Raw genomic sequence first — 18,859 nt, forward strand, 5'->3', positions numbered from 1 at the left:
GGGTCAGTCTGTGTGGGGGCAAGGGGAGCCATTAAACATCTCCATTGAATAAAAGGGATGAGGAAATAAACCCATAGTGATCGGTTATTACGGAGCTGTCATAGGCCATGGTGCAGTCACCTTTGGATTCGACACAGAACTTCCCGCTGTGTTCTCGTTGCTATCCTTCCGGGCAAGGGACTTACGCGGTTGCTAGGAACAGAGGTCTTTCCAACGAGAGAATGACAAGGCGCTGATCCGGGCATAGGTCTCCGAAGAGCCCGGCCCGGTAAAGACTACAGTTCTTTCAAGCTTGATCGCAGCAATATCGGTAGGTGTGAGCACGTTCTCTGTCGTGATCTCTGTTACCTGTACACCGTTTACTGTCATTTGTAATACCGGAAGAATCGAAGTTGAGGAAGAGGCGAAAAGTGGAGTGTCTATCAAAGTGTTATTTGCTGGTTGAGAAAAGTCGGTTTCGAACTTTTGGATAACCACACAGGAGAGAACCAGGCATAGAGCGATTGCATGATGTAGCGGAAAGTATCGTGGACGCAGTAGGAGCTTAATGTACTTGAACCCCAGAACCTTTCCCGCAAAGATGTAAACCAGGACGCAGAAGCGTACGCAGCTTTCTGCCAAAGAAAGCTGTCCTTCTCTGTCGTTGCCACGTCTATACCTATGCGGGAAATGCTCCAGGGGTAGAGAGGAAAACATTGCTGACTCCATTCGAGAATCGGTGCCTAGTAGTGCGAGAAACTTCTCTTTTATCTTTCAGAAAAGAAAGGACCTTCGGCCTACTGCTTGAAACGATTCATCTGTTGCGCCTATAAATTACCTCCGAATCTTAATCTCTTTTCCTCACGACTGTGTGTGACGCTTCTGATTTAGGTGGAGAATTAACACCAGGCCCGACAGCGGAGAGCATTGCTAAGACTCTCATCCGTGCGGACATAATGTAACATAACTTACCATCGTTTGTGTAACAGTATCAGACTTGTCGGACTATTTACTTGGTGGTAAATAATGGATAGTAAAGCTAATTAGAGTCCAAAAACCGATTGCTAAAATTTCAATTTTCCACAGCCGATCTCGGATTCGATCTCCAAAATGACTGCTGTTGCGCAATCGATGATGCAGCGGGAAGCCAGGGTGGATCGTTACTTTTTAGAGCTCTCTGCTAAAGGAAAAAGCTCCACGGATACCGGAGAATCTACTACGGTATCCGTGGAGCTTTTCTGGATGGGGGCTCCGAAATATGAAATGCTCTAGCGGAAGAGCGCTAAATCGATGGCTTCTCCCATAGCTTTGTAGCCGGCATCGTTTGGATGAAGGTGATCGCCGCAATCGTAAGCGGGCAGGAAGGTAGTTGGCTTGGCCGGATCTCGGGTGACCTTGTCGAAGTCAATGACGGCGTCAAACACTCCGCTCGAGCGGATCCAATCGTTAACCGCCTGACGAATCTTTTCTCCTTCGGCAGAGAAATATCCTGCACCCTCATAGGGGGTCAAGGTTGCGCCATAAACCTTAATACTATGTTGATGCGCACGTGCTGCCATCTGTTGCAAACCGAAGATCAAGTCTTGTGCCGAGACGAGGTCCGAAGGATTCTTCGGGCTGGTGGCGTGGCCAATGTCGTTAATGCTTTCCAGGATGATGAGGTATTTCACTCCGTTCTGGGCCAGTACATCGCGGTCGAAGCGTGAGAGGGCATTGGGGCCCGCCTGATCGTGCAGAACTCGGTTGCCGCTGATGCCTTCGTTCAGAACGGCGATCTTGGCGGTCTTCTTATCAGCCTGCAGGCGCTGAGCAAGGATGTCGGGCCAGCGGTGATTGGCATCCAGCGTGGACCTTGCGCCGTCGGTGATCGAATCGCCCAAGGTAACAACAGCTTCTGCTTTGTCCTTCGGCTGAACGTCAACTCCCTTTACAAAGCACCAGGATGTAAGCTTCTTAGGCTCCTGCAAGGTCTCCGCTGTGGTGGTGTCGCCCGGAGTGATGAAGTTCGTCGAAGAGCCCAGGGCATGGCAGGTGTTAGCTGCAATCGGCTGCTGGGGAAGATAGACACTGATAGCCAGATCCGAAAGAGGCGCTACCTCCATTGGAATGGGATCACTGAAGGCAACTGCTCCAGCGGGGATCGTGACCGTCGGACGTCCACCGAAGGTCACGGCATGATCCGTTCCCGGCTTGGTTGCTCCGGCGCCGCTACTCAGGGCAACGTGTACCGCTCCCACGGTTAGCGGCGTTGTTCCAAACTCATTCGTAATCTGTACACGGAGAGCTTTGCCGCCAATGCTGATGTGGACTAAATTTCTGAAGGTTCGGTCTGCTGGCGCCTGCTGGTCGCTCTTCATCGTGAAACTCATCGGCGATGCAGTCCAGGTGCCTACCCAGTCCGCGGGTTTCTCCGCTACGGCCGCAACTCCACTCAATCCCAACAACGCCAAAGACAAAAAGGTAGTTGTCCTCTTCATGGTCCTCTTCCAAAGCAAAAATCAAAGGTCAGAATGAGTGTATTCCGTTTGCCGTTTCAAAGGGAAACAGTCGGTTGAATCTCGCAATGCGGTGTATGGGTGCCCAGCGCTAAGGCGACGATTTCAGTCATGACGTTGAAGTTTGTATCTTCGGCGAGAGTTGCGCCGTTTGCTATGTGTCAGGGCTGGCCTTTAGGCCTGCCGAACGAAGTGTTTATGAGGGAAACAGACATTCTCGGTAACAAGAGTACGGGTTAAGAGCAATGGCCTGGATCAAGATGAGTGGTCCAACAAGAATTTTTATATGACAAGGCAATCATGGGACAGGTAGTTCGAAGCACTAACCATAAATTGGAATCCCAAGCCATGTGCATAACTCCAAAGCTGTGGCTGTCCGATTCGCTTGGGTTACCGAGAATGCATAGATTCCTTCTGGGAAAAACCTTGCGGCAGGCCTGAAGGCCAGCCCTGACACACAGCCTGATCAATGGAAGCAACGATTAAAATGTTTCTATATCCTTGATGTTCTTTATTGATCCCTCCGCAAAAATGTGGAAACTTCAGTTTGCTGTGATAATAGCGATCCGGGATTGCGTTTGCCTCGCCGTATGATTTCCCGTCAGTCCTAATTGGTGCCGGAGTGATCGTCTATGTTTCTCTCCGAAACATAGGGCTCCTCTTTGCCTCGAATGAGTGCAAAGGTGCATTGACCCTATCTCGGCGAAGTGTTGTGATGATGGAGAAGCAAGTGACTGGCGATCTTAGTAAGCATCCTCTCACTAAGAAGCTGGTTAACTTAGCGCCCTCCGTCGCCGCAAGTGGAGGATTCCGTCATCCCCGGAATCCTCCGCTGTCCTGGTTGGCTCGGGCGTTTAAGGCTGAAGTTTAGCCGCTGGTTGCAATACCAGCCGTTCGCTGCAGAGTGGGCTGTGGGGCATCCCCGCACTCTGACGGTGTTCCTCTACGACAGTGACGGGCAGTATGTGGAGCGGGCGTGTTGTTATCAAGGCCACTTCGCAGCTTTGCCGGGAGTGCTATGTCTCTTTCCCGGAAAAGATAACTTAATAAGTTTTATCTATAGAGCGTTTGAGGGAAGTTATGGGGATTCGTAAATCGCCAAGTCAAGCCCTGCGTCTACAGGATGCCGCAGGTCACTGTATCGACCGTCTTACAAGAGCAGAAGCCAAGAGCCTGATGGAGCAGGGGAAGGTGCGCCGCATCAATCCCTGTACGTATCGTCTTATTACTCCTGTATCTCCTTCGAATGCTGAAGAATCTCCTGCAAATCTGACTACTGCCGACGTGATGACTCTGATTGGTGTCAAGCGTATGACGCAGGAACGTCGCGAGCGCCTCATCGGTTGGGGACTGCTGAAGAACCAGCCCCTTCCCGCAAGAGCGTAGGCCGGAATCGCACAGGATTTGTAGTCTATCAAGTGGTGTAACACCGAGGATGGCTCCCCTATGTGAGCGAATCCGTATCTCATGCATGCGGAGACTCGCCGGAGCAGCCGGGCCGATGCGCCCGGCAGAATTTATATCTACCTGTCCTATCGCAAGGAATAAACCGTAGTTGGTATGGAGGCACCCATGGAGCTGGCAAGCAGCTTGTCTCATCAAGACCCTATCGATATTGGCGAACGCAAATTGTGGTGCGCCGTAATCCGTTCGGCGTTGGATGCCAGAGATCGGAGATTCTTCAACGAGCGCGACGGTCTGTTCTCAAAGATCTGCGAGTTGATGAATCTTCCTGAGGAAGACATTCGCCAGCACGTGCTTGGTTAGAGCAAAACCAGCGTAGGTGTATCTCGAATCACAACTCCCTACGCAGGTTTTCCGTCAAGAAAACCTGCACATCGCCGAATTTGGATAGGACATAGTAACGCTGGTTTTGCTCTAAGAGGACGTATGCCATGGACCTCGCTGGAACGTGGATGGATCTGATCATGGGATTGGCTGCCATCGCCCTTATTACCCTCCTGAGCGAAGCCTGGTCGAGCCGTCAGGAGTCTTGTGCTCACTGTCATGGATTGGGACGTATCTATAGTAACTCGATCTATTCCTATAGGTGTCCGGCATGCAAGGGAACAGGGAAGCGACGGTAACGCACAGACAGAAGTGGAGTAGCAGATGCGTGGTGGACGTCCGAGAAAGCCTATCGATTGGGATGTTGTAAAAGGAATGCTCTTTGTCCTGGCGACTCAGCAAGAGATTGCCTCCTATATCGGAGTTGCAATCGATACCCTCCATGCCCGTTGCAAGAAAGAGCTAGGTGTCAGCTTTACGGAGTTGTCCGAGCAGAAACGCCAGGAGACGAAGATCCAGCTGCGCAAGGCTCAGTTGGCCGTGGCTCTCGATCCAAAGCATCGCTCCCATGGAACCATGTTGATCTGGCTGGGCAAACAGTATCTGGGCCAGAGAGAAAAGCAGCAGCTCATGGGTAAGAATAATGGCCCGATCCAAGTGGAGCATGCAGAGAGGCTGATGTCCGATGAGCAGCTCGAACGAGAACTGCGCGCTTATCTTGCGGGAGGAAAAGACGCTACAACGGTTACAGAAGCTTCCGGACAGAGACCGGGAGAGAGCCATTCTTCTTCTTCTCGAAGCAAATCGCAGAAGGCAGAATAGGGAGTTTTCCGGAAGCCTGCTTCAATATGTAGAAGCAGCCTGGCCCATCCTGGAGCCGATGCAGCCCTTCGTTGCCGGGCGTCATACCGAGGCCATTTGCGAATATCTGATGGCCGTACAGTGCGGCCAGATTCGGCGGTTGATTATTAACATTCCGCCGCGTGCGGGCAAGAGCATCATTACCAGTGTCCTTTGGCCGACGTGGTGCTGGACTCTGGATGGAGGAACGACGAAATGGCTTCACTGGTCCTATGCTATGGACCTGAGCCAGCGCGATTCGATTAATAGAAAGACTGTCGTGTCCTCTCCCTGGTATCAGGCTCATTGGGGAAATCGAGTTCAGCTGGCCGACAATCCCGTTCGTCAAGATCGCTTTCATCTCACGGGCAGAGGTTTTTCGCTGATCGTCTCAGAGAAAGGCGGCACGGGTGAGGGCGGCGACTACGTTGTTGTAGACGATCCTCATTCCGTCAGTCAGGCTCTGAGCGATGCGGATCGTTCCCGTGGGGTACGCTTTGTGCGGCAGACGCTCTTTAGCCGTCTGAACAATCGTGAGACGGGACGCATGGTTATCATCATGCAGCGGTTGCACGAGGAAGACGTTACCGGCGTTTTACTTGAGTCCGGAGGATGGGAACATCTTTGCCTCGAGGCCATTGCGGAGAAGCCGAAGACTATTCTCCTTCCGTTAAGCCATCGTGAGCTTGTCCGTGAAGAGGGAGATGTTCTCGATCCGGTTCGTATGCCGCGTCCTGCATTGGAGCGGTTGAAGTTGGACATTGGAGCCTTCGCCTTTGCCGGACAATATCAGCAGCAACCGGCTCCGGCTGAGGGTGGACTCTTTCCGCGCAAGAATTGGAGTTACTACGACAGCCTTCCCTCTTTCGATAGAAAGCTGATTTCGGTTGATGCAAGCTTTAAAGACTTTGCTACCAGCGACTATGTAAGTATTCAGGCCTGGGGATTCCTTGGCCCTCGTTGCTTCCTGCTAGACAAGATCACCGATCATATCGGCTTCGATGCAACGCTTGAGGCCATTAAGGGCATGGCTGTGAAGTGGGGAATCCGCGATCTTCTGATTGAAGATAAGGCCAATGGCTCTGCCATTCTGGAGAGCTTGCGCAAGCAACTGCGCTTTACCGTGATAGCAGTCAATCCTCATGGCGGAAAGGTCGCGCGTGCATACGCTATTTCGCCGGAGCATGCTGCGGGCAATATCCTGCTGCCGAGGGCCGATTGGGCGCAGGAACTGGTTGAGCAGGCAGCGAAGTTTCCTAATGCGGCGCACGACGACGATGTCGATGCCATGACGCAGGCGATTAACTGGGCTCGGCAGCATAGCTTTTCGTTAGGACTGGTTGATTATCTCAAGCAGGAGCAGCAGGTGAACAAAGTTGCACGGACTGACGGAATGGTGAAGCCTGCCATAGGCAGTGAGACGCAGGTTTGCTCCCAATGCAGCGGCGTGGCTGTTGTGAAGCTCGGCGCTAACTTCCGTTGCTCAAGCTGTGGTCATCAATGGCCTCGCGAACAGCCAAAAGAGTTGAAGAAGTAAAGAGGCGCTACGAATGATCTGGTATTGGTTGAAATTGTTCTTTGCCGTTATGGCGAGGCTCGTGATTCCGCCTCCCTCTGCTTCTCCCGATCTTTATATCGACCGTAATGAGAAGTGCCCAGCCTGCGGACATCGCGAAGGAGAGCTGCGAACCGTTATGGATGCAAAGCAGACGATTCTGGTACAGCATCGGTGTAAGGTCTGCGGGGCGCGCTGGCATGAAAAAACGATTCTGGCGGCGAAGGCGGGCATTATTACTCCTGCCAAGGTGCTATTCCATGCTGATCAAGAGTCTTCTTCGTAAGTTACTTCGATTCCTGCGCGATTCCGGCCGAAGGACAGTCGTGATCCATCTCGGTCGTTTTGAAGATCGGGGATATAACGTCGATTTGGATTAATTTGTTTCTATGACAGCCAGTTTGGGACTGGCGCTACATTTTATCGGGGAGCTTTCATGGCATCGAATTCTGCGGTGATCCGACAACTAGGACCGCTGGCGCAGGCGTTGGGACGTCTGCAGACGCGTTTGTATCGGCCACCGGCACATAATATTGCAGGTGTCGATGAACGCAACTGGCCGACGGCTCTGCAACCTGTTGCTCCGATAGCTCCCGAGGGCTCGGCTCCTTTGGGCTTTAACTTTCTGACTGGCCAGAACCTTATCTATACTCCTCGCTCCGATGCCGAGCATAAAGCTCCGGACCTGAAGAGGCTGGCATCCTATCCGCTGGCTCGCATTTGTATTGAGAATGTCAAAGATCAGATTGCGTCGATTCCGTGGAAGATCCAGGCTAAGCGTCTCAAGGGCGAGAGCAATCAGGATCGGGAGCACCGTCAAGCCAACGACGTAAATATTGCACGGCTGACTCACTTCTTTGAGTATCCCGATGCCGAGCACGATTGGGCCGAGTGGCTGCGTCCGTTATTGGAAGATATGCTAGTTATCGATGCAGCAAGCATCTATCTTCGCCGCAATAACCGGGATGAGATCGTCGAGCTTCGGGTGCTGCCCGGGGATACTATCGTTCGTTATATTGACGATAACGGATTTACACCTCAGGCCCCTTCGGTTGCCTATGCTCAGCTCTGGGATGAATCGTATTCCGGCAGCGGGATTCCCCGCGTAGAGTTTACGACGGAGCAGTTGGTCTATAAGCCTCGAAATATCGTTCGCGGAAATACGAACAGTTCGCAGCTCTATGGCTGCAGTCCGACCGAGCAGCTAGCTACCGAGATCAAAATTGGCATCGAGCGTCTGAAGTATGTTCTCTCCTACTATGTCAATGGTTCGACTCCGGGATTGGTTCACATTGTTCCGAATGGTACGCCCGCCGACAAAATCCGCGAAGCGATGGAGTGGATGAACTCGGAGCTGGCCGGAAACCTTGCGGCCCGCCGCCAATGGCGAATGATGCAGGGATTCACCGATGATGGCAAGGATAATATTCTCCAGTTGCAGGAGCCGATTCTGGCTGATGCCTTCGACGATCTTCATATCCGCAAGATTTGTTTCGGCTATGGCACATCGCCACAGCGTCTGTTACGAATGATGAATCGGGCCACCGCTGAAGAAAATCAGGATGCCGCCGACGATGAAGGACTGAAGCCTTGGATTACCTGGCTTACCGGCGTGATGAATTATCTTATTCAGCGCAAATTCGGACTCGAAGGCTACGAGATGGAGTTTAGTCTCGTCCACAGTTCCGACGTGCTGAAGCAGCGGCAAGCCGATGAGATCGATGTAAAGAGCGGAATCCGGACGATCAACGAGATTCGCGAGGATCGTGGCTACGATCCGCGTCCTGAGTCCGAAGCTGGCCGCCTCGGAGTCGTAACAGCCAGCGGCTTCGTCCCATTCAAATAGAAGTTGTACCGCCGGACTCCAGGCCGGCTGTCGTGTGGGCGTCCCCGCCCACACATCGGGAAGCTCATTAAAGAGTAGCTCTGAATAAGTACCAAGATCTCTGGCGATGACAATAGGAAGTATCAGGCTATAGCTTCAGTCTCGCTCTGGAACTTTCTGTGCGGAAACAAGTGTAAGCCCCGACAAAATCTGCAATTCCTCTCTGCCTCTGGACTATGTAGAAACCCCTGTGTGGGCGGGGACGCCCACACGACAGCCGGCCTGGAGTCCGGCGGTACGGTATTCCCGGTATTTAAGGAAATCTCCATGACACTCAAAGTTTGGTTACACGGCCTTGCGGCTGCGGCGATAGGTGCGTTTTCGTCCAGCATTACCTTAATCATTGTCGATCCTGCAAAATTCAACTTTAGCCCCGAAGGATTCCTCTCACTTGGAAAGGTATCATTAGTAGCAGCAATTGTTGCTGTTGCCGGATATCTGGCTAAGTCTCCACTCCCGGACAGTGATACAAGCTCGACCGACTCTGTACGAAAGCTCGGAGCTTTAGCCCTCTGTGCAGTGCTGCTGATGGGCTCCGTTACCGGGTGTACATCGGCGCAGGTATCAAATGTCGTTAAGAATATTGCGACATATGCTCAAGAGGCGCAACCGATCATTACTGAAGTCCTGGCGCTGATTACTGCGTTTCAGACTAACCGGGATGGGGACGCGGCTGTTTCCTCAGATATTCAGAAGTCCAGTGAGAAGATCAGAGCCGATCTAGAAGATCTGATAACACTCTGCAATACCTACACCGCACATCCTTCCGACAATCTCTGGCAGCAGATTACCGCGATGATCGACGACCTGGTGACCAACGGGGATTCGGCTCTTACCGAGTTCGCGGGAATTAAGTCCACTGGCAGTCAGCAAACAGCCTTGGCCGTCCTTGCCTCTCTCGACGCCTTGCTGCACACCATTGATGGATTTGTGCAGTCAACGCAGTCTCCCGAACAAGTGAAGGCGACCGCACAGCGTCGCAGCATCAAGCTTCAATCCATTAGCCAATACTGGTCCGACAGGGACAAAGCTCGTATGTCGCAAGCCTTCGGGCATGACTATTCCGCTCTTTATAGCCATGAGGAAGCGATGGGGTTTTGAAATGAATCGTGTCAACCTAAGAAGACTCGGCAAACTTGCCGTACGTCATGACCAGCGGACTTTGAAGCTGGAGCAGTACGCGTCCACCTTACCGCCTCCTCCGGAGAGTTGCGATCTAACAGCCAGGATCTCGCAGCTTGGTCCAATGGCAAATGACCGCATTGGGGATTGTACCTGTGCTACTGCCGCCCATATGATTCAGGCCTGGACGGCGGAAGATGGCTCCCAGGTGATCATTTCCGACGCCGATGTAATCAAGATGTATTCGGATGTAAGCGGGTATGTTCCTGGGGATCAGTCGACCGACAATGGGGCGATTGTTCTCGATGTCCTCAACTTCTGGCGCAAGACAGGTTTAGACGGACACAAGCTTGGCGGCTATGCTACGCTCCAGCTTAAGAACCGGCGCGAAGCCATGCAGTCGGTGTTCTATTTCGGTGCGGCTTATCTTGGTCTGAAACTTCCACTTTCGGCACAGAATCAGACAGTATGGAGTGTCCCTCCCGAGGGAGTGCAAGGATCGGGAGAGCCTGGAAGTTGGGGCGGGCACGCCGTTCCAATAGTGGCCTATAATACTATTGGTCCCGTTTGTATCACCTGGGGCCAGCTGCTGCAAATGACCTGGGGCTTCTACGATGCCTATTGCGAGGAAGCTTACGCCTGCTTCAGCCGGGACATAGTTGGCAGTGACGACAAAAGCCCCGAGGGCTTCGACTCCGCACAACTGCAAGCTGATTTGAGGAAGATTACCGCCTAAAAAAGGGGAATCCTGATGGCAGCAAGGACGCTCACCTTTTCTCTCTCTCCTACTGAATTTGAACACTGCAGGCAGGAGCTTATCGACCAGGAACATATCGAGATGCCGAGAAGCAATGCAGGCGAAGTCAGTGCGAGCGGCGTAACCGTCGCGTACAACTACGATGGGCAGTCGACCTTGTCCATCCACATCGTTCATAAGCCAATGTTGGTTCCTGAATCCGCAATTATTGGACGTATCCAGCATTGGTTCTCTCAAGCGGATCCGGCTCTGATCGACGGGGCCGACTAGAGCACTTTCCGTAAAGATATCAACAGCTCGTCCTACAGGCTCTGCTTCGGCAGAGCCTTTGGGGTTTCTACCTCTAGAGGAAGAAAGATTAAGCGAAGTGAGATAGTAATACCTCGTGGTTCCGTTTGTTTTGTGGCATTGTGTCAGGGCTGGCCTTCAGGCCAGCCGCGGCGATTCTTTAAGAGTGGATCGACATTCTCGGTAACAAATGTAACGGGAGACAGGACGGCGCGAACAGTTGCAAGACATTGCTTGAGAAATCTCGGAGCTGAGGGAACCAGTGATAGAACTCGTGAATTGGGTATCGGTTTAATGCTTCTATACTTTTCTCCAACATCAGTTACCGAAAATGTCTTACCTCTCTCAAAAGACTGTTTTCGGCTGGCCTGAAGGCCAGCCCTGACACAGGGGCTAACGCCCAGACCACTTTTCGTTATCTTTGCGGTGTGGCTAATGCCATGCCCCGACACAAATCCATATCACCGCTTCAAGACAGTTTCCAAAGGTTACTCTCTTGATTGTCCTCTCAAACGTAGCAATTTAGGGCTCTGCTTTGGCAGAGCCCTAAATTGCAGTCGAGGTCCCCGTGAATCAGAAAACCTACTACACGCTCGAGCAATGCACGTCTGACTTTGAGCGGCAGACCATTGCCATGCTTGCCGTATTAAACATGCAAATGACCAGCATTGTTGGAAATGGGCAGCCTGGACGGATTACCAAACTAGAAGATCGCGTCAGCGCCCTGGAGCGTTTTCAGTGGAAGATGATCGGCGGCTCGTCGGTTCTAGGAGCAATCGTCGGCGTTATCAGCAGCTGGCTTATGCATCTGCTATCGAGGTAAGACATTGAACGCGATTGTTACGTTGGCAGAAGCAAATAGGATCGTTACACAGTCCCTGAAGAAGCGGGAACGAATCGTTATGTGCGATGTCTTCGGGAATTGTGAAAAGCTTAGTATCCCGAATCGTGGCTATGTTCGCGGTAAGTTTACAAATGACGGCATTGTCATTTGGGAAGAGAAGGCGTACAGGCCATTGCCTCAGGTGTTCTTATAGCTGCGAATACCTTTCATTACCACCCTTTCGGCAATTACAGCCGTGGGGCTCTTCGATTCACCCGCCTTTCTAGGTTATTCAAAAACGACATATTTGGAGCCGCTATGGCAAGAACAACGGCAACTCCCCAGAAACTCAATAAGTTCATGCGTCTCGTCAAAGTCGATGAGGCCAAGCGTCAGGCTTGGGGACTGGCGACGGCCGAGGTCCCCGACAAGAGCGGCGAGATCTGCGATTACGATGCTGCCAAACAGGCCTATCGGAAATGGTCGCAGGAAGCGAAGGCTGCTACGACAAAGTCGGGCCAGGAAGTATCACTTGGCAACGTCCGCCTACAGCACACCATGCAGCCTGTGGGTAAGGTCATAGCGATTGAATACCGGGACGAAGAAAAAGAAATCTTCGTAGGTACATATATCGATGATGATGCCACCTGGAGGCAGATTCAGAAGGGAATCCTTACCGGCTTTTCGCATGGCGGCGAATACGAGTGGCGCAAATGTGAGTCTTGTGGAGCCGACATGCTCGGCTGCGGGAACATCTGCCCGAAATGCGAGAAGCCGGTCGAGACTCGCTACGCTCCGATATTGGCCGAACTGAGCGTGGTCGACAATCCGTGTCTGGATCGTGCTCACTTCGATTATGTGAAGGCCGACGGTTCGACTGAGAGCCGCCGCTTTGGCCATGTTTCATTCGCAGCAAGGAAAAAACATTCAATCAAGCTTGCCGCCAGGACGGCGGAGAACAAGGGAGGAATATCGATGTCCACCGAAGCAAAAGAAATGGTACGGGCGGCAAAGAAGACGATCGAAGATCATTTTTCTAAGGCCGCGGCACATCATGAAGAACTGGCAAAGTGTCATGCGGAGTTATCGCAGGCTCACGACGAGACAGCCGAGAAGATTGCCAAGTGTCTCGATAAGGGCAAAGGCGACGATCAGGTGAACCAGGCTCTCTACGATCTTCATAAGGCTGCGGCAGAGCAGCATGAGCGCATCGCACAGGAGCATGAGGATCAGGCAGAGAAGTGCGCCAAGATTGCTCAAGCGAATCAGCAGGATGAAGATGAGGCTGAGGAGAAGCCAAAGCCGAGAGAGAAGGAAAAGGAACGCGATGAAGATGAAGACGAAGATGAGGACGAGGAAGCCATTGCCGAAAAGGCCATGCTGGCTGGCTTGTTGAAGGGTCATCGTCGTGGCCGTCGCGAGTCGGGTCTGGAGAAGATGGCAAGCCAGTGGATGGTGAAGATGTTCCAGCAGGCACTTGAGAACGCTTCGCAGGATAAGGAGATCAATGAAGTCTTTGCCCGCATGGCGGTTGCCAAGGCTTCGGCTGCGATGGGCTCTTTACCTCGCCCTTCTGCAGTGAAGACCTTCCTTCCTCGCGGCGGTGAAGTCCAGACCATCAAGATTGAGGCGGAAGAAGTTTCGGAGTGCGGTCTCTAGAGCTCGCAACCTGGCAGTAGAGCAGGGCGCCCGTGGGGCGCTTTTCTTGTGTCCGCAAGTGGCGGGCTATCCCCAACTTACTTTCAAGATAAGGAGTACGCACTTATGTCTTCCATGGAAGCATTTCTTCCTCAGTCGCTCTATCGCGACCGTCGTGAACAGACCGCGCGCTGGGTGGCGAATGAATTCAAAAAGGCCTTGGCCCAGAACGATCTCAAGAAACTTAACGATCTGAAGCGCAATCCCGGACTCCCCGGTGTAGGCGCCGATCCGGTCGAATATGCTCGTAATGATGGCAGCCGTCGCGCCTTCTCCAAGGCACTGATGAAGCAGATGATTACTGCTCAGAAGGATGGCCGTCTGGAGATGCAGAAAGCAGGCGTGAATACCGCGCTTGGTTACAACTTTTACGATCTGCGTGGACCCGCATTTCTCGAGTATCCGGTAAATGTTCCTTTCCGAAATTCAATGCAGCGTGTTGGGCGCGTTAACGATGGCTACGGCACAGCAGCCCATTGGAAGGCGACACGCAATCCTGGATATCTATATGGCGGTGTCCCCGAGGGCGCTCGCGCACAGACTTCCACGCCGGACGAGAACGACTATACCGCCACTTATAAAGAGATTGGCGATGAAGCCGCTGTTACCTTCTCGGCAGAGTTCGCCGGTGAAGGCTACTCCGATAATCTGGCCGATGAGCATCTGCGCGGACTGCATCGTTTGTGGCTGAAGGAAGAGGCCATGATTCTGCTCGGCAATGGCGGAATCGGCACCGGAAACAATGGCTTTAAGTTCGGCGCAGCTCCGACTCCGGTTGTCAGTACGGTGGCTAATTCGTCCAGCACCCTGTCGTCGGGCACGAATGTCTCTGTTGCTGTGGTTTGTCTCACCGCGATGGGTAATCCGACCAATGCTCAGTATGGCTATGTCGGAATCCCAACCGTAAGTGGAGGCTTGACTCCCTCTTACACCTATCAGGCTCCAGGTACCGGCGAGACCGTTGCTGTGAATGGTGGCACTTCGGCTATTAGCGGCATGTCCGCCGTTGTTGCGACTACCGCTAGCAAGGGCGCTGTGACAGCGTCGATCCCGGCGGCCAGCCTTCCGATTAAGGGATGCTATGGCTATGCCTGGTATGTAAACATCACCGATGCTTCGAATCCCTCGCTGTCGAATGCCTTCCTCTATGCCATCACCAGCAATCCGAGCGTTACGATTCTTGGTGCTCCGACCGGAACCCAGAACGGCGCAGCTGCCGGGCTGAACGCCGATCATAGCTATGAGACAAAGGACTTCGACGGCCTGTTGACCTATGCTGCCAGCACTCCCGGTGCATACTATCGTGACCTGCAAGGATCATCTCTAACCTCGACGAAGGACGGTCGTGTGTTGGAGATCGAGGCTGTTCTGGAATCCCTCTTCCAGCAGTTCCAGGCCGGAGTCGATAGCATCTGGGGTTCGGTCGATGCCATTGTTGCGTTGGATGCGGCCATCCGTTATAGCGGCACTCAGGCTTCAGCCTTCCGCTTTAACTATGTCCGCGACGCGCAGAATAACATCCTGGGCGGCTATGTGGTTTCGGGCTATCAGTCTCGTTACGCAGTGAACAATCCGATGGGCGCGAATGTGATTCCAATCCGCATTCATCCGATGATTCCCGCCGGAACGTTGTACTTCGATATCTCGACCAATCCGTATCCTCACAGCCGGTTGCCGTTTACCCGTGGCCTGCTGGTCCAGCGCGACTACTATTCGATTGAATGGCCGCTTGTCAGCCGTCAATGGACCTTCGGCACCTATGTGCATGAGACTCTCCAGCACAATTTGCCGTGGATCTCTGCTGTTTTGACAGGCATCGGGTCATTCAACCAGCAAAGCTAAATCCAAAAGCTGGCCATCCTTGGCGATGGCCAGCTCTGGAGTTTGTACATTGTTCTGAGCCGAAGCAGTGGAAGTCTTTTGATCCTCTGGATGCCTTCCATTGAGTAACGCAGTTTGCTGTGTGTCAGGGCTGGCCTTTAGGCCAGCCGCAGGAAGTATTTCTATGGAAACAAACATTCTCGGTAACAAGAGTAGGAGTTAAGGGCAATGGCTTGGAGCCGACTAGCTTTATGGATCAAGAGGAGTGGTCAACAAGAATTTCTATGTGACAAGACAAGCATGGACAAGTAGTTCGAAGCACTAACCACACTCCAAGTCCTGTGCTTAACTCCAAAGCTGTGGCTGCCTTATTCGCTTGGGTTACCGAGAATGTCTAAATCGTTTCTGGGGAAAACTTTGCGGCAGGCCTAAAGGCCAGCCCTGACACACAGCCTGACCGATGGTAGCAACGATCGAAAATGCTGCTATATTCTTCTGCTCTTTATTTGATTCCTCTGCAAAAAATGTAGAAATCCAAAAGCTGGCCATCCTTCGAGATGGCCAGCTGCTACACCGGAGCAATTATGGCGTCCTATCAAAGTTCAGGAGCCGTCACTCCCAACGGCGAAATCAATGGAGTGAATAAGGTCTTCACCTTGCCGCAGGCTCCGGTGCCAGTCACGAGTTTGCAGCTTTACCTCAACGGGCTACTTCTTTCTTCTGGAACGCAGTACGATCGTTCAAACCTGGACCCGTTCATTCTCGCGGGCACAACGATTACTCTCAAAGCTCCTCCTCAGACTGGAGACCGGCTGGTTGCCTACTACAGCTACTCAAGCAACCCTCAGGAGGGAACAACTTCTGCATTGACAAACCCGATTGATCTGACAACGGTCGATCTGGTTAAGGGATGGCTAAACACGAGTGGCACGGCTTCAAAGGCAAATAGCATTGAGGATGCCAATATTCAGCGCTGCATAACTGCTGCCTCGAGGTATTGGCTCTGGAGGACGGGGCGCGGATCCGGAAACTGGCAGACTACACAGTCTCCCTTCAATGAAGCAGTGCTGTATAGCGAGACCTACGACGGCAACGGTAACGATCAGCTATTTCTTCGTAATGGCCCCGTGGTATCGGTTCAATCCGTCATAGTCGATGGCCGGGCGATTCCTCCGGCTGAAGGCTCGATGGTTCGCGGTTGGATGTTGCCGGATGCCAGTAATCGGATCGTTCTTCGTGGCGAATGCTTTGCGCGTGGCCGTCAGAATATTCAGGTGCAATACACGGCCGGTTTTACCCCCTTGGCCATTACGGGTGAGCTTTGTACTGTTCCTGGCGCTTCAGGGCCGTATGTGGTTACAGCTGCAAACCTTCCGTGGCTGGCCGACGTCGGTGTTGCTTATTTCTCAACTGGAACGGTATTGCAGCGGGTAAATCAAGCTCCACAGCAAGGCCAGTACTTTCTGCAGACACCCGGACAGTATCTTTTTAGCGCAGCCGATGCAAACCAGCAGCTAATGCTAAGTTATTCGGCTGCAGGAACTCCGGAGGATATCCGTCTGGCAGCGACACAGATGGTGGCGGTGAACTACAAACGCCGTCAATGGATTGATCAGGCATCGCAGGCAATGGCGAATAGTGCAGGAACAGTTACTTATCGGAATTGGGAGCTGCCGCCCGAAGTGATCTCTGTCATGAATGCCTATACTCGGAGAACGCTATGAGCATCACGATTACGAGTAATGCTCAAGAGGTAGCCGCGAGTCTTGAACGTAAGAAGACGCAAATCGGTGAAGCTATACGGGCCAAGATGGATGTTCTGGCCTTGGCTTTGCAACGCCACATCATTGCAGATAAGTTGCAGGGACAAGTCTTGAAAAAGCACGACGGACGCCTGGCGGATTCGATTCGTGTTGTGCCGGCTGTCAACCAGGGCGGCGTCGTTACCGCGTCGGTTGTCGTCGAGGGGGAGGCAGAATCCTTTGCGGCCTTCCAGGAATTTGGAACGTCGGGGCCTTATCCTATTCAGCCGAAGAGCGGCAAGCTGCTCCACTTTCTTGTTGGCGGAAAAGATGTCTTCACCAAGAAGATTCTTCATCCTCCGCTGAAGGAACATAGCTTTCTGCGTGGCAGTCTCGATGATATGCAAGAGGAGTTCTCCTCCGGATTGCAAGAGGCCATACAAGAGGCAATGGAGGCGGAATGAGAGTACCACGCAGGCAGATTTCGCAAGCACTCTTTGCCCAGTTACAGAAGGCGTATAGTTGGGCACGTTCCGAGCGAGGTACTGAGATCTGGTCGAATGTGTCTCCGATGGATCAGCCCTTTCTGGGCCTGCTTTGCCCTCGGGAGGCGGCCAACCAGCCGCAGACCTGGGGGCTCACGCGCTGGGAGCGCTTCTATTTTGCCATGATCTATCTTCGCCGCGATCAAATGCCGTTTGAAGAAGGGCAATTCTTCTCGGACTTGATCGATGACATGCTGGATGCTGTTGATGGCGCACTACTCGGTGCTCCCGAAGGCGAGGCAAATACTCTGGGCGGACTGGTCACTCAGTGTTCGATTGACGGGGATATCGTGGTCGATGCCGGAATTCTCGATAATCAGGCTGTCATTCTAGTTCCAATTCATGTTGTTGTCGGTATCTAGCTTTTTCTATCCCTTATTCAATTGGCAGTTTGTGTCTTATTCCCTATCTTGATTGCGGCCCAGCCGCAGAAGGAGTCACCATGGCATTTCAGTTTGGTACCGGAGTTCTCTTCGTGAATCCTACCAGCGGCAACCTGGCAACAAATCCGACGCCACGTCGCCCACTTACCTTGCAGGATATCTCCATTGAATTCTCGCAAGACCTTAAAGAGTTGAAGGGGCAGAGCAAGGTTGCCGACGACGTAGCTCCGGGAGATATCAAAGTCTCCGGTAAGTTCAGCTTTGGCCGTCATGACATCGATCTCTACAATCAGATCATGTTCGCCGATACCCGGCAGACAGGCACTAAGCAGATCGCTTATAACGAAACACATATCATTCCAACGGCAACAACTCCATCTACCTGGGTTGCAAGCCACTCCTACACCGTCGGAACGCTTGTCTACGATGGAGCAAAGGTGCAGCAATGCACTACTGCGGGAACCTCAGGCAGCAGCGCGCCGACCTGGAATGAGACCTTGAGTGGAACAACTACTGATGGAAACGTCACCTGGACCAATATCGGAACTCCAAGCACCTCGGTAGCAGTTGCGAATTCGACGACCTTCGCAGCCGATTTGGGTGTCATCTATGCGTCGAGTGGCTTGGCCCTGATGCGGACTTCTGCTACGAATCCGGCACCAGGTTTCTATAGTGTCTCAAATGGATCGTATACCTTCAATGCTACCGATGTTGGCGCTTCGGTCTACATCAACTATGCCTATAACGCAACACAAGGTTATACCGTTCAGGTGAATAACCAGCTTATGGGCTATGGCCCGGTCTTTGAGCTGTGGTTGGCGGAACCTTATCAGCAGGTCAATGGCATGTCTGGAGGTATCCACCTCTTTGCCTGCCGCGCTGGTAAGTTCAGCATGGATAATAAGCGCGATGGCTATAAGCAGCCTTCGGTCGATTATCAAGCCTTTGCCAATCTTGCTGGCCAGGTAGCTGAGTTCTGGAATCCAGGGAATTAGAGCAAAACCAGCGTTACTGTGTCCTGTCCGAATACGGTGAGGTGCAGGTTTTCTTAACGGAAAACCTGCATAAGGATTTGTGGCTCGGGATACATCTACGCTGGTTTTGCTCTAGTTTAGGAGATCCCACAAGTGATTGGCGC

21 protein-coding genes are annotated in these 18,859 nt (G+C 52.6%); 19 read left to right on the forward strand and 2 right to left on the reverse strand.

Features of this window, described 5'->3' with window-relative positions:
* Positions 1–192: 192 nt before the first annotated feature.
* Both AC6I7T_RS28075 and AC6I7T_RS28080 read right to left on the reverse strand, forming a co-directional pair.
* On the reverse strand, positions 193–696 hold the full coding sequence (locus tag AC6I7T_RS28075) for a hypothetical protein (protein ID WP_497791133.1): 504 nt from the start codon (positions 694–696) through the stop codon (positions 193–195).
* Between the two features lie 551 nt (positions 697–1,247).
* A complete protein-coding gene (locus AC6I7T_RS28080) occupies positions 1,248–2,456 on the reverse strand; it encodes an SGNH/GDSL hydrolase family protein (RefSeq protein WP_497791134.1) in 1,209 nt (402 codons plus the stop codon).
* Positions 2,457–3,204: 748 nt separating this feature from the next.
* Here AC6I7T_RS28080 and AC6I7T_RS28085 point away from each other — a divergent pair.
* The 19 genes from AC6I7T_RS28085 (at position 3,205) to AC6I7T_RS28175 (ending at position 18,716) form a co-directional block, all read left to right on the forward strand.
* Positions 3,205–3,345, forward strand: coding sequence for a hypothetical protein (locus AC6I7T_RS28085; protein ID WP_497791135.1), 141 nt, complete (start codon positions 3,205–3,207; stop codon positions 3,343–3,345).
* A gap of 209 nt (positions 3,346–3,554) precedes the next feature.
* Positions 3,555–3,860, forward strand: a complete 306-nt coding sequence (locus AC6I7T_RS28090; protein ID WP_497791136.1) for a hypothetical protein — start codon at positions 3,555–3,557, stop codon at positions 3,858–3,860.
* Between the two features lie 186 nt (positions 3,861–4,046).
* Entirely contained in the window at positions 4,047–4,241 is a 195-nt protein-coding gene (locus AC6I7T_RS28095) for a hypothetical protein (RefSeq protein ID WP_497791137.1), read from the forward strand.
* 128 nt (positions 4,242–4,369) lie between these two features.
* Complete coding sequence (locus AC6I7T_RS28100; protein WP_497791138.1) at positions 4,370–4,561, forward strand: hypothetical protein; 192 nt, start codon at positions 4,370–4,372, stop codon at positions 4,559–4,561.
* A 25-nt stretch (positions 4,562–4,586) separates the two neighbouring features.
* Entirely contained in the window at positions 4,587–5,084 is a 498-nt protein-coding gene (locus tag AC6I7T_RS28105) for a hypothetical protein (protein ID WP_497791139.1), read from the forward strand.
* Between the two features lie 58 nt (positions 5,085–5,142).
* Entirely contained in the window at positions 5,143–6,639 is a 1,497-nt protein-coding gene (gene terL / locus AC6I7T_RS28110) for a phage terminase large subunit (RefSeq protein ID WP_497791140.1), read from the forward strand.
* 13 nt (positions 6,640–6,652) lie between these two features.
* A complete protein-coding gene (locus AC6I7T_RS28115) occupies positions 6,653–6,943 on the forward strand; it encodes a zinc ribbon domain-containing protein (RefSeq protein ID WP_497791141.1) in 291 nt (96 codons plus the stop codon).
* A 150-nt stretch (positions 6,944–7,093) separates the two neighbouring features.
* Positions 7,094–8,503, forward strand: coding sequence for a phage portal protein (locus tag AC6I7T_RS28120; RefSeq protein ID WP_497791142.1), 1,410 nt, complete (start codon positions 7,094–7,096; stop codon positions 8,501–8,503).
* 306 nt (positions 8,504–8,809) lie between these two features.
* A complete protein-coding gene (locus AC6I7T_RS28125) occupies positions 8,810–9,643 on the forward strand; it encodes a hypothetical protein (protein ID WP_497791143.1) in 834 nt (277 codons plus the stop codon).
* Position 9,644: 1 nt separating this feature from the next.
* Complete coding sequence (locus tag AC6I7T_RS28130; RefSeq protein WP_497791144.1) at positions 9,645–10,400, forward strand: hypothetical protein; 756 nt, start codon at positions 9,645–9,647, stop codon at positions 10,398–10,400.
* Between the two features lie 15 nt (positions 10,401–10,415).
* Entirely contained in the window at positions 10,416–10,691 is a 276-nt protein-coding gene (locus AC6I7T_RS28135; protein WP_497791145.1) for a hypothetical protein, read from the forward strand.
* A gap of 586 nt (positions 10,692–11,277) precedes the next feature.
* On the forward strand, positions 11,278–11,532 hold the full coding sequence (locus tag AC6I7T_RS28140) for a hypothetical protein (RefSeq protein WP_497791146.1): 255 nt from the start codon (positions 11,278–11,280) through the stop codon (positions 11,530–11,532).
* A gap of 4 nt (positions 11,533–11,536) precedes the next feature.
* Positions 11,537–11,746: a hypothetical protein gene (locus tag AC6I7T_RS28145; RefSeq protein ID WP_497791147.1), complete on the forward strand. Its 210-nt coding sequence runs from the start codon at positions 11,537–11,539 to the stop codon at positions 11,744–11,746.
* Between the two features lie 104 nt (positions 11,747–11,850).
* On the forward strand, positions 11,851–13,191 hold the full coding sequence (locus AC6I7T_RS28150; RefSeq protein ID WP_497791148.1) for a hypothetical protein: 1,341 nt from the start codon (positions 11,851–11,853) through the stop codon (positions 13,189–13,191).
* 105 nt (positions 13,192–13,296) lie between these two features.
* Entirely contained in the window at positions 13,297–15,072 is a 1,776-nt protein-coding gene (locus AC6I7T_RS28155) for a hypothetical protein (RefSeq protein ID WP_497791149.1), read from the forward strand.
* A gap of 563 nt (positions 15,073–15,635) precedes the next feature.
* Complete coding sequence (locus tag AC6I7T_RS28160) at positions 15,636–16,775, forward strand: hypothetical protein (RefSeq protein ID WP_497791150.1); 1,140 nt, start codon at positions 15,636–15,638, stop codon at positions 16,773–16,775.
* Entirely contained in the window at positions 16,772–17,257 is a 486-nt protein-coding gene (locus AC6I7T_RS28165; RefSeq protein ID WP_497791151.1) for a hypothetical protein, read from the forward strand. Before AC6I7T_RS28160 ends, AC6I7T_RS28165 begins: the two co-directional genes overlap by 4 nt.
* Positions 17,254–17,700 (forward strand): hypothetical protein, encoded by a 447-nt coding sequence (locus AC6I7T_RS28170; RefSeq protein ID WP_497791152.1) that lies wholly within the window; start codon positions 17,254–17,256, stop codon positions 17,698–17,700. The genes AC6I7T_RS28165 and AC6I7T_RS28170 overlap by 4 nt, the downstream gene beginning before the upstream one ends.
* An 80-nt stretch (positions 17,701–17,780) precedes the next feature.
* Positions 17,781–18,716, forward strand: a complete 936-nt coding sequence (locus tag AC6I7T_RS28175; RefSeq protein WP_497791153.1) for a hypothetical protein — start codon at positions 17,781–17,783, stop codon at positions 18,714–18,716.
* The last annotated feature ends 143 nt before the right edge of the window (positions 18,717–18,859 follow it).

Source organism: Humiphilus diazotrophicus (genome assembly GCF_059726315.1).

What these genes read in the sequence shown, in the direction of transcription:
- AC6I7T_RS28155 (WP_497791149.1), top strand. Translation starts at nt 13,297, where the DNA reads ATGTCTTCCATGGAAGCATTTCTTCCTCAGTCGCTCTATCGCGACCGT.
- AC6I7T_RS28080 (WP_497791134.1), bottom strand. Translation starts at nt 2,456, where the DNA reads ATGAAGAGGACAACTACCTTTTTGTCTTTGGCGTTGTTGGGATTGAGT.
- AC6I7T_RS28090 (WP_497791136.1), top strand. Translation starts at nt 3,555, where the DNA reads ATGGGGATTCGTAAATCGCCAAGTCAAGCCCTGCGTCTACAGGATGCC.
- AC6I7T_RS28150 (WP_497791148.1), top strand. Translation starts at nt 11,851, where the DNA reads ATGGCAAGAACAACGGCAACTCCCCAGAAACTCAATAAGTTCATGCGT.
- AC6I7T_RS28175 (WP_497791153.1), top strand. Translation starts at nt 17,781, where the DNA reads ATGGCATTTCAGTTTGGTACCGGAGTTCTCTTCGTGAATCCTACCAGC.
- AC6I7T_RS28125 (WP_497791143.1), top strand. Translation starts at nt 8,810, where the DNA reads ATGACACTCAAAGTTTGGTTACACGGCCTTGCGGCTGCGGCGATAGGT.
- AC6I7T_RS28120 (WP_497791142.1), top strand. Translation starts at nt 7,094, where the DNA reads ATGGCATCGAATTCTGCGGTGATCCGACAACTAGGACCGCTGGCGCAG.
- AC6I7T_RS28100 (WP_497791138.1), top strand. Translation starts at nt 4,370, where the DNA reads ATGGACCTCGCTGGAACGTGGATGGATCTGATCATGGGATTGGCTGCC.
- AC6I7T_RS28165 (WP_497791151.1), top strand. Translation starts at nt 16,772, where the DNA reads ATGAGCATCACGATTACGAGTAATGCTCAAGAGGTAGCCGCGAGTCTT.
- AC6I7T_RS28135 (WP_497791145.1), top strand. Translation starts at nt 10,416, where the DNA reads ATGGCAGCAAGGACGCTCACCTTTTCTCTCTCTCCTACTGAATTTGAA.
- AC6I7T_RS28105 (WP_497791139.1), top strand. Translation starts at nt 4,587, where the DNA reads ATGCGTGGTGGACGTCCGAGAAAGCCTATCGATTGGGATGTTGTAAAA.
- AC6I7T_RS28170 (WP_497791152.1), top strand. Translation starts at nt 17,254, where the DNA reads ATGAGAGTACCACGCAGGCAGATTTCGCAAGCACTCTTTGCCCAGTTA.
- terL (WP_497791140.1), top strand. Translation starts at nt 5,143, where the DNA reads ATGCAGCCCTTCGTTGCCGGGCGTCATACCGAGGCCATTTGCGAATAT.
- AC6I7T_RS28095 (WP_497791137.1), top strand. Translation starts at nt 4,047, where the DNA reads ATGGAGCTGGCAAGCAGCTTGTCTCATCAAGACCCTATCGATATTGGC.
- AC6I7T_RS28130 (WP_497791144.1), top strand. Translation starts at nt 9,645, where the DNA reads ATGAATCGTGTCAACCTAAGAAGACTCGGCAAACTTGCCGTACGTCAT.
- AC6I7T_RS28160 (WP_497791150.1), top strand. Translation starts at nt 15,636, where the DNA reads ATGGCGTCCTATCAAAGTTCAGGAGCCGTCACTCCCAACGGCGAAATC.
- AC6I7T_RS28115 (WP_497791141.1), top strand. Translation starts at nt 6,653, where the DNA reads ATGATCTGGTATTGGTTGAAATTGTTCTTTGCCGTTATGGCGAGGCTC.
- AC6I7T_RS28075 (WP_497791133.1), bottom strand. Translation starts at nt 696, where the DNA reads ATGTTTTCCTCTCTACCCCTGGAGCATTTCCCGCATAGGTATAGACGT.